This window comes from Leucobacter insecticola (assembly GCF_011382965.1).
Classification (GTDB): domain Bacteria; phylum Actinomycetota; class Actinomycetes; order Actinomycetales; family Microbacteriaceae; genus Leucobacter; species Leucobacter insecticola.
Genome location: NZ_CP049934.1, coordinates 1,020,041 through 1,032,888, shown reverse-complemented (window position 1 = coordinate 1,032,888; position 12,848 = coordinate 1,020,041). Strand labels below are relative to the sequence as shown.

General features: G+C 61.9%; 12 protein-coding genes. 6 read left to right on the top strand and 6 right to left on the bottom strand.

Going from position 1 to position 12,848, the window contains the following annotated elements; all coding sequences use genetic code 11:
- The first annotated feature begins 46 nt into the window (after positions 1-46).
- The 6 genes from G7067_RS14110 to G7067_RS04730 all read left to right on the top strand — a co-directional run bounded on the left by G7067_RS14110 (position 47) and on the right by G7067_RS04730 (position 5,725).
- Positions 47-1,084 carry a glycosyltransferase gene (locus G7067_RS14110; RefSeq protein ID WP_244301258.1) on the top strand — a complete coding sequence of 346 codons (1,038 nt, stop codon included), beginning with the start codon at positions 47-49 and terminating at the stop codon, positions 1,082-1,084.
- Between the two features lie 325 nt (positions 1,085-1,409).
- The gene (locus tag G7067_RS04750) at positions 1,410-1,859 is read left to right on the top strand and encodes a glycosyltransferase family 4 protein (protein ID WP_166322368.1); all 450 of its coding nucleotides are present in this window, start codon (positions 1,410-1,412) and stop codon (positions 1,857-1,859) included.
- A gap of 5 nt (positions 1,860-1,864) precedes the next feature.
- A complete protein-coding gene (locus G7067_RS04745; protein WP_166322366.1) occupies positions 1,865-2,251 on the top strand; it encodes a glycosyltransferase family 4 protein in 387 nt (128 codons plus the stop codon).
- Positions 2,248-3,468 carry a glycosyltransferase gene (locus G7067_RS04740; protein WP_166322364.1) on the top strand — a complete coding sequence of 407 codons (1,221 nt, stop codon included), beginning with the start codon at positions 2,248-2,250 and terminating at the stop codon, positions 3,466-3,468. Before G7067_RS04745 ends, G7067_RS04740 begins: the two co-directional genes overlap by 4 nt.
- A gap of 61 nt (positions 3,469-3,529) precedes the next feature.
- Positions 3,530-4,594, top strand: a complete 1,065-nt coding sequence (locus G7067_RS04735; protein ID WP_166322362.1) for a glycosyltransferase family 2 protein — start codon at positions 3,530-3,532, stop codon at positions 4,592-4,594.
- Positions 4,595-4,642: 48 nt separating this feature from the next.
- Complete coding sequence (locus tag G7067_RS04730; protein ID WP_166322360.1) at positions 4,643-5,725, top strand: glycosyltransferase family A protein; 1,083 nt, start codon at positions 4,643-4,645, stop codon at positions 5,723-5,725.
- A gap of 11 nt (positions 5,726-5,736) precedes the next feature.
- Here G7067_RS04730 and G7067_RS04725 read toward each other — a convergent pair whose 3' ends face one another.
- The 6 genes from G7067_RS04725 to G7067_RS04700 all read right to left on the bottom strand — a co-directional run bounded on the left by G7067_RS04725 (position 5,737) and on the right by G7067_RS04700 (position 12,748).
- A complete protein-coding gene (locus tag G7067_RS04725; protein ID WP_166322358.1) occupies positions 5,737-7,530 on the bottom strand; it encodes an ABC transporter ATP-binding protein in 1,794 nt (597 codons plus the stop codon).
- Between the two features lie 15 nt (positions 7,531-7,545).
- A complete protein-coding gene (locus G7067_RS04720; RefSeq protein WP_166322356.1) occupies positions 7,546-8,655 on the bottom strand; it encodes a DegT/DnrJ/EryC1/StrS family aminotransferase in 1,110 nt (369 codons plus the stop codon).
- A 98-nt stretch (positions 8,656-8,753) separates the two neighbouring features.
- Positions 8,754-9,191: a hypothetical protein gene (locus G7067_RS04715; protein WP_166322354.1), complete on the bottom strand. Its 438-nt coding sequence runs from the start codon at positions 9,189-9,191 to the stop codon at positions 8,754-8,756.
- Entirely contained in the window at positions 9,185-10,561 is a 1,377-nt protein-coding gene (locus G7067_RS04710) for a hypothetical protein (RefSeq protein WP_166322352.1), read from the bottom strand. Before G7067_RS04710 ends, G7067_RS04715 begins: the two co-directional genes overlap by 7 nt.
- On the bottom strand, positions 10,504-11,085 hold the full coding sequence (locus G7067_RS04705) for a hypothetical protein (RefSeq protein WP_166322350.1): 582 nt from the start codon (positions 11,083-11,085) through the stop codon (positions 10,504-10,506). The genes G7067_RS04710 and G7067_RS04705 overlap by 58 nt, the downstream gene beginning before the upstream one ends.
- Before the next feature lie 100 nt (positions 11,086-11,185).
- Entirely contained in the window at positions 11,186-12,748 is a 1,563-nt protein-coding gene (locus G7067_RS04700; protein WP_166322348.1) for a reprolysin-like metallopeptidase, read from the bottom strand.
- Positions 12,749-12,848 lie beyond the last annotated feature (100 nt).

The following is a 12,848-nucleotide window of genomic DNA, read 5'->3' as shown; positions in this document are numbered from 1 at the left end:
TCTTCCCTCCCCGGCCCCGCACCCAGATACGGCAAGGACGCACCGTGTGCTCATCGGCCCCGTCAACTACGCGGGCCAGGGCGATCAATGGGCCCGAGCCCTTGAACGGTCGGGTTCCGTATCGGCACAAAACTACGTGCACTCAGACAACAATCCCCTCGGCTATCCGAGTACTTTCACTCTCAGTTGGCGCACGGCTGAGCACTCACGTGAGTGGCAGCAGGGACTGGTGCGAGCTCTTGCAGACAACTACACACACGTGCTCATCGAGGCGTGCATGCCGATTCTCGGCGGAATGTACCGCGGAGACATCCCGCGCCAGGTTGCGCTCCTGCAAGATCGCGGGCTCAAGGTGGGCATCATCGCGCACGGCAACGAAGTGCGTCTCCCCTCGGCTCACCTTGCACGGGAACCCTGGTCGCAATTTCGCGACGGCGTATGGGAGTCCGTCGACGTCATCGAGCCGGTGGCGGCCGCAAATCTGCGCCTCATTGAGCGTCTCGGCCTTCCGACATTCGTCTCGACAGCCGGGCTACTGGAAGACATCCCTCAGGCGAACTTTCTTGGCGTTATCGTGGATACCGAGCACTGGAGCAACGAAACACCCCTCCTCACCCGCGAACGCCCACGGGTCGTGCACGCCCCAACGAACCCCAAACTCAAGGGGACCACTGAGCTCGCCCCGATCGCGCGCAAGCTGCACGACGAGGGGCTCATCGAATATGTGGAGATCGAAGGTATCGCGCACGATGAAATGCCGGCCGTGGTCGCCGGTGCCGATATTGTGCTAGATCAGTTCCGCGTCGGTGACTACGGTGTCGCCGCCTGCGAGACGATGGCCGCCGGCCGGGTAGTGCTCGCGCACGTCAGCGAGCAGGTGCGCTCCGAAGTAGAACGCCACGCCGGGTTCCCCCTCCCCATCCCCGAGACCACACTCGATACGATCGAGGGCGTGCTCCGCGATATCGTGACCCGTCGCGACCACTACCGCGCAGTAGCATCACGGGGCCCCGAGTTCGTGCGCGCCCTGCACAACGGCGAGTTTTCGCGCTCAGTTCTCATGCGTCACTTCTTGGAGGCCTGAGCGTGAGAGCCACGATTATTTCTCGGATTTATAGGCCCGAGCCTGCCGCCGCCTCCTTCTATCTCGGCGCGGTAGCAGATTCGCTTATTGGGGCCGGCCACGCGGTCGATGTCGTCACCGTGATGCCAAAGCCTGGCACCGCGCTCACTCCGAAGGGCGAACGCATCCGCACTTTTCCGGTGTTACGGGATCGTGGCGGCTACGTCCGCGGTTATTTCCAGTATCTGAGTTTCGATGTGCCCCTGCTATTCCGGGCCCTGTTCATGCGCAGGCCCGACGCTGTGTTTGTTGAGCCACCCCCACCACCGGCGCGATCGTCCGACTGGTGTGTGGGATTCGCCGCATTCCCTACATATATGACGCGGCCGATATCTGGTCTGATGCGGCCTCATTCTCAACTGATTCGGGCCTCGTGATCCGCGTGGTGAGGTGGCTCGAGCGCTTCGCGATGCGCGGCGCCGCGCATCTCGTCACGATCTCGGATGGGGTGGTCAGCCGCGTTCAGGATCTGGGCGTGGACACCCCCATCACCGTGACCGGTTTCGGCGCCGATACGGAGGAGTTCTTCTACTCAGACGAGGCCATCTCCCCGGTATTTTTGTACGCGGGAACCTACTCCGGTCTGCACGGGGTCGATATCCTCATCGACGCCTTTGCCGCGTTTCTCGCCGAGCATCCGGGGTACACTCTCCGCTTCGTGGGCAACGGAACGGAGCGGGCCTCCCTCGAAGCTCGAGCCGCAGCCAGGGGATCACTGACTCGGTTGAGTTTCTAGATCCGGTGCCGGCTGCTGAGCTTCGCGCCCAACTCGCGGGGGCAACAGCCAGCCTCGCGACGCTGCTGCCGGGCGGCGGCTACGACTACGCGTTTACCTCAAAGGTATACTCGTCACTCGCGGTGGGGTGTCCCGTGATCTTTTCCGGCCCAGGGCCCACACGATCCTTCGTCGAGACCGCCAACGCGCAAGTGGCCGCGGGCTTCGCAGTCGGCTACGACGCGCCAGAGATCGCCGCCGCGATGAGCAACCTCGTCGCGCAAGCGCCATCGGCTGAGGATCGCCGCGCGGTTGCCGAATGGACAGAGGCCGAGCATTCTCTCAGAGCCGTCGCGAACCGGGTTACCCGGGTTATGGGGTCAGTGGCGAAAACCCGGAGAGCCAAGCGATGAACGATCCCATCGGACGGGTGGTCGATTGGCTGATCAGGCACCGCTCCTCGATGCCGCGCTGGGTCAACCGGCTGTTTGAGTCCGCCGCCCACAATCCCGACGGCTTCGTGGGCCAGCTCTCGGCGAAGCTGCTCGGCGGCGGACAAAAGGTGGATGCAACATCGGTACCCGCCACCCCAGTCCGCGTCTACATCGCCGCCGCCAACTATGCCGCGCAGGGCTACCGCTGGGCGCGCGCGCTCGAAGAGACCGACCCGGTTATCGGCGCGCGAAACGTCGAGATGGTGCTGCCCGGTGGCTTTGGGTTCCCGGCTGATACGCGCGTACCCATCGCCGTTGTCAACGCATCAGCGGAGTGGGCGGCGTCAGAGTGGCAGGCCGCGCGCCAGTTCACCCACGTACTGATTGAAGCGCAGCGCCCGGTTTTTGGTAAGCACTTCAACCGTGATATTCGCAAGGAGATCCTTGGGCTCGAGGACGCTGGGGTCTCGGTGGCTTATCTCAGCCACGGCACAGACGTGCGGGATCCATCGCACCACGCGAAACTCACCCCGTGGTCACCGTACCCGGAGGATCCGCGAACGGCTGATCTGCTCCGTGAGTCAAGCGCGAGCATTCAGCTTCTCACCGAGATGCGGCGTCCCACCTTCGTGTCAACCCCCGATCTGATCGCCGACGTTCCCTGGGCCGAGTGGTGCCCGGTGGTGATCGATCCGGCCGTCTTTGCGACCGGTGCCCCGGCATTCGCCGGTGGCCCTGTGCGGATCATTCACTCGGCGAGCATCCCAGTGCAAAAGGGGAGCCACTATATTGCCCCCGCGCTCGCGCCGCTCATCGAATCGGGCGCTGCAGAGTATCGCGCGCTCGAGGGCGTCGCCTGGAGCAGTATGCCTGGCGCGTACGCCGCAGCCGACATCGTGCTTGATCAGTTCCGTCTGGGATCCTACGGAGTTGCCGCCTGCGAGGCGATGGCCGCCGGCCGCGTCGTCGTCGGGCACGTGCTCCCGATGGTGCGCGAGCGCGTGGAACAGGACTTTGGTGTGTCACTTCCCATTGTCGAGGCAACCGCGGACACGCTCCGCGAGGTCATTGCAGACCTCGCTGCTGATCCAGAACGGGGGCGTCGCACCGCAGCCGCGGGTCCCGCGTTTGTTGCGCGAGTGCATTCCGGCCGCGCCAGCGCTGAGGCGCTGCTGAACCACTGGATTCGGAAATAGCCACGAGCTGGCCGCCGCATCGCAGCCCGGGGAGCGGCACTTCTCACGTAGAATCGTTGAGATGACGCCCGCAGATATCGATGTGATTATTCCGGTGCACTCTCCCACCCGGCCGGTGCGCCGCGCCGTCGAATCGGTGCTCGCGCATAATTCGGCTCGGGCACGCGTGCTGGTCGTCGCGCACAATACGGATCCAGCGGGCATCTCGCTCTCCCTCGGCGAGTATGCCGGTCACGAAGCCGTCGAAACGTTGCATCTCGATGACGGGGTGCCCTCGCCTGCAGGACCGCGCAATCACGGGCTCGATCGCGCCACCGCAGCATACGTATGTTTGCTCGATTCAGACGACTGGCTTCAGCCGGGGGCTCTCGACTCATGGCTCAGTGTCGCCACCTCCAGCGGCTCCGACGTCGTCTTGGCCCGTATTGAGCGCCAGGGGTCCGACATTCCTGATCCGCTGCCCCCCACCCGACCAGACCGCACGCTGAAGCTCCACGCGGTGAAAGATCGTCTGGCATACCGCTCTGAACCCGTTGGGCTTATCTCCCGCTCTCGATTCCCGGCACTCAGGTATACGCCTGGGCTGCACTCGGGCGAGGACCTCGATGTCTCTGCCCGGCTTGCCTTCAGCCGAGCAGCGATCGCCTACGATCGCCACGGCCCCGCCTACACCTTTGGGAGTGACGCGGCAGACCGTGTGACCGCGACGCTGCGGACGTTGCAGGAGGACTTCGCATTTCTCGACACGATCATCGCAAGCGACTGGTATCGCAGGTTGAGTCGCAGGGAACGCCGAGTCTTTGGCGCGAAAGTCTTCCGTCTGCACTTCTTTGATGCGGTACTTGCACGCCTCACCGCAGACGGCGGGCTCGATGCCCACCGTGCCGCGTTCGCTGACCTTGTATCTCAGATCCGCGCGGCGGCTCCCGGAGCTCTCTCGGTGCTTTCCCGCCGTGACCGCGCAGCAATAGACGCGGTGCTTAGCCCCGAGGGCGATGCGGAAGAGGTGCTTCAGCTCCTCAAGGCGCGCTGGCTGGGAGGCATCGATTCGATCCTCACCAGAAACCCGCTCCTCACACTGCACCGCCAAGGCCCAAGGCGTACTATGCGCGACATGGTTGCATAGACCGCAGCGGCACGCCCACCCTCGTCCCTCAGAAAGAGACCTCAACGCATGTTCAACCCCAGCGTCGACGTGACGATCGCAGTCCACTCTGCTTCACGCCCGATCAAGCGTGCCGTCGCCTCGGTGCTCGAGCACACCATAGCCCCGGTCCGGGTCAACGTAGTCGCACACAATATCGACCCGGAGATTATTCGCGTGAATCTCGGCAGCTACGCGGATCACCCGCAGCTTCGACTTCTTGAGCTCTGGGACGACATCCCCTCACCCGCGGGCCCGATGAACTATGGGTTCGCGAACTCTGAGGCACCGTTTATCTCGGTGATGGGATCAGACGACGAACTCGCGCCCGGCGCAATTGACTCGTGGCTCGCACTGCAATCAAAGACTTCAGCGTCGACCGTGCTAGCGCGCATTCAGTTGCCGAATGGTCGTACCGACCCGTACCCACCGGTCAGGCGAGGATCCCGCACCCGCCGGCTCGACGCACGCAAAGATCGCCTTGCCTACCGCAGCGCCCCGCTCGGGCTCATCGATCGCCGGCGATTCGGCGAACTCAGACTTACCGAGGGGGTGGGCTCGGGCGAGGATCTCGTGTATTCGCTGACCCTGTGGTACCAGGGTTCCCAGCTCGCGTATGACCTCGCGGGCCCCGCGTACATCATCAACGACGACGCCGAAGACCGCGTCACCTCTGGGCCTCGCCCGATCGCCGAGGATTTCGCATTTCTTGACGAGCTTGAGGCACAGCCGTGGTTTCAGACTGCCGGAGCAAGTTCTCGTATCGCCATCATCACGAAGCTCATCAGGATCCACTTCTTTGATGCGGTCCTGTCGCGTTCTACGACCGCCGCACTCCTGCACGCAAACCGGCAAGAACTGTGTGACCTCTCTGATCGGCTTCTCTCACTCGCCCCTGGCGCGTTGCCGCTTCTCTCACTCGCGGATCGCAGGGTCCTCGACGAACTTCTCTCTGCACAGACAACCCCCGAACTCATCACGGCCGCGCTGACGGCCCGGCTCCGCTACCTTTCCGCACAGACACTCCTGCCGAAGAACCCGCTTCGAGCACTTCACAGCCAGGCGCCCTTTCGCACGCTGTTTGCCGGCTACGGCATCTCACGTCGCCGATAAGAGCGACGAGATCACTCGAGTTCGCCCGCGAGGCCCGCGAGAGCCACCTGTTCGGCAAACGCGGGATGCTGGCGGGCAAGCTGCGCGAAGGTGCCGTGCGCGGCGATCACGCCGTCATCGAGGTAACAGACCTGGTCGTAATCCTTGATCGTCGATAGCCGGTGGGCCACCGAAATGAGGGTGACTTCGCCCTGCAGGCTCCGAATCGATTTGGTTACTTCGTCTTCGGTCTTGGTGTCAAGGGAACTTGTTGCCTCATCGAGCACCAGCACCAGCGGGTCAGTGTAAAGCGCCCTCGCAATGCCGAGACGCTGCTGCTGTCCGCCCGACAACGACACCCCACGCTCCCCAATACGTTCGTCGATGCCTCCGGCGCGCTCCGCAACCAAGGCGCCCAGCTGGGCGCGCTCGAGGGCATTCATGACGCGATCTCGATCGATATCGTCACCCCAGGTGAGCGCAACATTCTGTGCGATCGTACCGTCAAAGAGTGCAACCCGTTGCGGCACATACCCGACACGGCCGCGCCACTGCTGCAGGACCGAGCTGAGGGGTTCGCCATCGAGCGTGATCGTTCCATTGGAGGGCTGGCTCAGCCCGAGGATGATATCAATCAACGTGGATTTGCCAGCGCCAGAGGGGCCAACAATACCGACCGAGCTGCCCAACGGAATATCGAGCGACATACCGCGAATCACGTCGGCCGTAGCGTTGGGATACCGAAACTTGACCTGATCCAGGCTGAGCCGGCGTGGTGACTCCGCGAGCACTGCGGTATCCATCGGCGGCGCGGAAGACTTCATCGCGCTCTCTGTGGCGGTCAGGTCGCCAATCACGTCGCGAGCCGCAGGAATCGATGCCGAGCCCTGCACGAGCCCGCCCTGCATCCCGGTGAGTGCCGGGATCAACCGAAACCCGGTGGCAGTAAAAAGCGCGATCGACGCTAACGCTGCTTGCATGCCCCCCTGCGCGAAAGAAGCGACACCGATCAAGATGACGCCGCCGATAAGCGCGGTCTCGTAGGCAAACCCTGGCAAAATGCCGAGGAACGAGCCGTTGGCTCGCGCGCGGACGGCACGTGCACGATTCGTCGAAACCAAGTTTGCGACCTCGCCCAGGCGGTTTCGCAAGCTCAGCTCTTTCAGCGCGTCAAGCATCTCAGTCATGAGGTTCGCCACCCTGTAGCTGAACATCAGGTTCACTTCACCGGCTTCAAGCGCCCGCCTGGTCACAACTCGATGCACCAGCAAGGCAACGAGCGAAAGATACACCAGCGCGATGAGCGACACCAGCGGGTTCGAAAGCACCAGCACGGCGAGCACCAACACGAAGGTAAAAAAGGCGCTGGGCACACGCGCGATCGGCAAGATGAAGCCCGCCATCGTGTTGGCGATCCCCGCATCTGCAATACGCGTGATTTCAGCGACGGTTCGCTTCGAGCGTTCTTCCCAGCTCGAATTGATGTACGCGGCGAACAGACGATCGCCAATCTCTTGCTCGAACTTCGCAAACCGCCGAGTTGCGAACCAGTGCAACACCACAGAGAGCAACGACTTGAGAATGATGGATAGCAGGGCGACGAGCGCCATGAGCGGCGCAAACGCCATATCGATTTCGCCGATGATGGGGACCCTCAGGGTGCCGCCGGTCATCGCAGGACCGATGATGACGGCGAGCAACGCCATCGCGATGGCGTCAAGAGCCGTAATCGAACTCGTAGCGATAATGTAACCGAAGAAATAGCGCCTGGCCCCCGCGGGCAGCAGGGGCAGGAGCGCTCGGAGTGTCTCCCAGATTGCCTTCATCGTCGCCGCGGGCGGTTACGCGCCGGCCCTGAGTGTCGCTGCCACGGCAGCGACGATCCGTTCGATGTCGCCTTCCCCGAGGGAGGGGTGCACCGGCAGCGAAAGAACTTCACGCGCCGCCCGCTCAGTTTCGGGCAAATCAAGACCGGGCGCAAACTTTGCGAGAGGGAGCAGTCGATGGTTAGGGATCGGGTAGTAGACGCCCGAGCCAATGTTGTGCTCCTCGCGCAGGGCGACGTGGATCCGATCTCGCTCGCCGGCGTCGAGCCGCACCGTGTACTGGTGGTACACGTGCACTGCCTCATCCGCGACCAGCGGGATCTGCACGCCCGCGAGCTCGCCGAGACCAGCGTTCAGAGCCGCAGCATTGCGCTGGCGCTGGGCGGTCCAGGCATCCACTTTGGTCAACTGCACGCGGCCGATGGCGGCGTGGATGTCAGTCATTCGGGTATTAAACCCGATAACCTCGTTCTCGTACTGCTTCTCCATGCCCTGGTTACGCAGAAGTCGCATGTTGCGGGCGATCTCAGCGGTGGCGCACGACACCATGCCGCCCTCACCAGAGGTCATGTTTTTCGTCGGATAGAGGCTGAACATCGCGAAGTCGCCGAAGGTTCCAGCCCGGCGACCCTTCCAGCTCGCTCCGTGGGCCTGCGCCGCATCCTCATAGATCGCCAGACCGTGTTCGTTTGCAATCGCTTCGATCTGGTCGACAAGGAACGGGTGACCGTACAGGTGCACGGGCATGATCCCCTTCGTGCGCGGCGTAATTGCCGCCCGCACGGCCTCGGGATCGAGGGTGAAATAGTTGGGCTCGATGTCCACGAATACCGGAGTCGCGCCTGTCAGAGCGACCGAGTTACCTGTCGCGGCAAAGGTGAACGAGGGCACAATCACCTCGTCACCGGGACCGACGCCAGCTGCGAGCAGGCCGAGGTGCTGACCACTCGTGCCGGAGTTCACAGCGACGGACTCGCGACCGCCAACAAAATGTTCAGCAAACTCCCGCTCGAATGCGGCCACCTCGGGGCCCTGCGCGATCATCCCGGATCGAAGCACCCGGTCGACAGCCTCCCGCTCCTCGTCACCAATGATCGGCTTTGCGGCAGGAATGAAGTCAGACATCGAGTTTGGTCCTTACTCTCCGGGCTACGGAGGATTCGTCGGTTTACACCTCACACAATCCTACTCCGGTACCGCTGTATGGCAGTGCGTTATGTGAGCTAGGGAACTACATCGACCGAGCCGCGATCCTCACCGGCATCTCCCCGCAGAGCAGCATCCGACACCCCTGCAACTCGCGCAGAATCCGACCAGCCAGGAGTCGTCGTGTACCCAGGCTTCGACACAAACACCTTCAACCGAATATCCTGCAACGCATCCTCAGGCTTCACCACATACGTCTGCTGCGTCTCGCCCGGAATCGGCAACCCGTTCCGCTGCCACATATACGCAATGTCAACCGGGGCAGGACCCCAAACCCCAGCATCCGCCGTCAACGTCGAACCAACAGTCAACGAACCAAGAATCTTGGGCGATCCAGCCTGCAACGGCAACGTCACCACCCGACCAGCGGAAACCCCACTCTGAGTCGCGTAGCCTGCCTTCTTACCGGTAACAGTAACCGTGATTGTCCTGCCCAGATCAGCGGGCTTCACCACATAGCTTGACCCGACCGCCCAGAGATTGCCACCCCGTCAACTCGCCACTGATACGACATCGTGACCGGGGCCGGACCCCACGCGCCAGGCTGCGCATTCAACGTCTTTCCCGGTTCAGCGGGTCCAGTCACAGAAGGCGTCTGAGGAATCAACACCCCTGCAACTCGCGCAGAATCCGACCAGCCAGGAGTCGTCGTGTACCCAGGCTTCGACACAAACACCTTCAACCGAATATCCTGCAACGCATCCTCAGGCTTCACCACATACGTCTGCTGCGTCTCGCCCGGAATCGGCAACCCGTTCCGCTGCCACATATACGCAATGTCAACCGGGGCAGGACCCCAAACCCCAGCATCCGCCGTCAACGTCGAACCAACAGTCAACGAACCAAGAATCTTGGGCGATCCAGCCTGCAACGGCAACGTCACCACCCGACCAGCGGAAACCCCACTCTGAGTCGCGTAGCCTGCCTTCTTACCGGTAACAGTAACCGTGATTGTCCTGCCCAGATCAGCGGGCTTCACCACATAGCTTGACCCGACCGCCCCAGAGATTGCCACCCCGTCAACTCGCCACTGATACGACATCGTGACCGGGGCCGGACCCCACGCGCCAGGCTGCGCATTCAACGTCTTTCCCGGTTCAGCGGGTCCAGTCACAGAAGGCGTCTGAGGAATCAACACCCCTGCAACTCGCGCAGAATCCGACCAGCCAGGAGTCGTCGTGTACCCAGGCTTCGACACAAACACCTTCAACCGAATATCCTGCAACGCATCCTCAGGCTTCACCACATACGTCTGCTGCGTCTCGCCCGGAATCGGCAACCCGTTCCGCTGCCACATATACGCAATGTCAACCGGGGCAGGACCCCAAACCCCAGCATCCGCCGTCAACGTCGAACCAACAGTCAACGAACCAAGAATCTTGGGCGATCCAGCCTGCAACGGCAACGTCACCACCCGACCAGCGGAAACCCCACTCTGAGTCGCGTAGCCTGCCTTCTTACCGGTAACAGTAACCGTGATTGTCCTGCCCAGATCAGCGGGCTTCACCACATAGCTTGACCCGACCGCCCCAGAGATTGCCACCCCGTCAACTCGCCACTGATACGACATCGTGACCGGGGCCGGACCCCACGCGCCAGGCTGCGCATTCAACGTCTTTCCCGGTTCAGCGGGTCCAGTCACAGAAGGCGTCTGAGGAATCAACACCCCTGCAACTCGCGCAGAATCCGACCAGCCAGGAGTCGTCGTGTACCCAGGCTTCGACACAAACACCTTCAACCGAATATCCTGCAACGCATCCTCAGGCTTCACCACATACGTCTGCTGCGTCTCGCCCGGAATCGGCAACCCGTTCCGCTGCCACATATACGCAATGTCAACCGGGCAGGACCCCAAACCCCAGCATCCGCCGTCAACGTCGAACCAACAGTCAACGAACCAAGAATCTTGGGCGATCCAGCCTGCAACGGCAACGTCACCACCCGACCAGCACTTGTGCTCGTCGCTGCAACGTACCCCGTCTTCTTGGCGGTAGCAACCACTGTAATCGTTTTCCCCAGATCAACAGGCTTCACCACATACGTCGCACCCGTCGCGCCAGAAACTGGCACATTATCCACTCGCCACTGATACGTCATCGTGACCGGGGCCGGACCCCACATCCCAGGAGTCGCCGTCAGCGTCTTGCCCGGCTCAGCAATCCCAGCGATAACAGGCACCCTCGGTGCGAAAACTCCGGCTACCTGAACGGAAACCGACCAGCCAGGAGCCGTCGTGTACCCAGGCTTCGACACAAAGACCTTCAAACGAATGCTCTGCGCTCCGTCCTCCGGCCGCAACACGTAGGTCTTCTGGGTCGCCCAGGAATTGGTAGCCCATTTCGCTGCCACATATACCTAATCGTCACAGGTGCGGGCCCCCATGCCCCAGCATTCGCCGTCAATGTCGAACCAACAACGAACGAGCCCGAGATTGTCGGTGTCCCCGGAGTCAATGGCTTTGGACGGCTGCGGTAGTTCGCGATGATCGGTGCCATCTGATTGAAGCTTCTCGCGATGTCGCTTCGTCCGGCAACCCCGAGGAGTATGCCGGGAAACCAAGAAACGACACGTTGGGGTTGCTGAACTGCGGGATCCTGGGGCAAGGGGCACCTGAGCACGCGTACGACATAATGTCGCGGGCAACGCCTGGAACGGCATGCCCAGCACTGTAACTGAACGGGTGGGCCGGCCCAGAAAGCGCCTCGTGATTGTGACTGGCACCAAGGTTGTGACCGATTTCGTGAAGCATCGTCAGATTCGCAAAGCACTGCTTTGCTGACACGCTATAGCCATACTTCGACGCCCCCTGCGGAGACGGCAAATAGGCGATCCCACAGGAGCCAGACGTTGCGTTTGGCACGACAAGCGCAACCAGATCCGCGCCAAGACTCTCGCGCCTATCGCGCAGCGCTGCCATCTGGCCATCGCCACTAACCATAGAGGTCAGATCCGCCCGCATATCGACGGACTGGTTGAGGTCGACGCCCCTCGTTTCCAATAGAACCAAGCGAGCATTCACCTGCGAACGCTGCAATGCCTGATTCGTCTGAGAAACCTGGGAGGCGACTTCAGCAACAATGTTCGGCCCTGTTCCGTGGGTGTATCCCACCAGCAGGTCGATATTGTATAGACCGTCAGTGGCGGTTGTGGCGGTCGCACCCGCCAGGGCGGCCCCTGCAACGTCCAGCTGAGAATCCGCGGCGGCATCAGCCTCGACGTTTTCGTCTCCATCGAAAACGTCTTCCACGGGGATTGCGTCTTCACCGTCTTCGGGGAGCTCAAGCGAGTCGACGTCGATCTCGTCCACACGATACACACCGTTACTCGCTGGTTCGATGGTGCTGGGAGCAGACGTGGATCCTTCCAGCTGCCCACGAAGTGTGTAACTATCTCCAGCTTCATCGGGCACAAACGCGAAGGAAGCGCTGCGTTGAACGCCATTGTCGAAGCGTGTCCCCAGCACCTCCACCATTGGAGCAGAGGAACCTTCGAGAGGCTGAGTCACAGCGACCTCGTCAACCCTGATCGTCACCGGCGTATCGCCGAAGGTCTGCACGGTGAGCGACTTTTCTGCCTCCACGACCTTGCGCTCTCCGGGAGTCGCTGCGTACAGGGCTTTGGTTCCCAGTAACGTTGCGAGCGCGGATGCTGCATCAAACTCCACGTAGCGCTGTTTCACAGACCCAGCGGGCGCAGAGGCATCAAGCTCGCGCTTCATCTCTGACGACACTCTGGCATCCTCTGCGAACCATGTCGTCTCCGTTTGCGCCTCTGCCGTTTCAAGCGTCTGCTCGCGCGCCCCCACCTCGGCGATCGCGGCGGACCCGTCCTCATGGACACCACCTCCGGCCTCGGAGCTATTCGATCGCTCAAGCGGTTCAGCGAGAGTGGACGCTGGATTCACGTTCACACTTCCCTCGGCTGAATCAAAAATGATGGTGGCCGGGATCCACACCACCAAGGCAGCACAAGACACAAGTACGAATGAAGTCAGCGCGACTTTCTTGTGCATTGTTTCCTCTCTTCATCGCGAGGCAAAAAGGGATTTCCTTTGGAACCCGCGAGTCTTTCGCTCAGGCTATAGCCGAGAAAAGTCGCAGCAAAAGGACTAT

Excerpts from the sequence above, each read along its gene's own strand:
- G7067_RS04725 (WP_166322358.1), bottom strand. The coding sequence starts at position 7,530 with ATGAAGGCAATCTGGGAGACACTCCGAGCGCTCCTGCCCCTGCTGCCC.
- G7067_RS04700 (WP_166322348.1), bottom strand. The coding sequence starts at position 12,748 with ATGCACAAGAAAGTCGCGCTGACTTCATTCGTACTTGTGTCTTGTGCT.
- G7067_RS04735 (WP_166322362.1), top strand. The coding sequence starts at position 3,530 with ATGACGCCCGCAGATATCGATGTGATTATTCCGGTGCACTCTCCCACC.
- G7067_RS04740 (WP_166322364.1), top strand. The coding sequence starts at position 2,248 with ATGAACGATCCCATCGGACGGGTGGTCGATTGGCTGATCAGGCACCGC.
- G7067_RS04720 (WP_166322356.1), bottom strand. The coding sequence starts at position 8,655 with ATGTCTGACTTCATTCCTGCCGCAAAGCCGATCATTGGTGACGAGGAG.
- G7067_RS04730 (WP_166322360.1), top strand. The coding sequence starts at position 4,643 with ATGTTCAACCCCAGCGTCGACGTGACGATCGCAGTCCACTCTGCTTCA.
- G7067_RS04710 (WP_166322352.1), bottom strand. The coding sequence starts at position 10,561 with ATGTGGCAGCGGAACGGGTTGCCGATTCCGGGCGAGACGCAGCAGACG.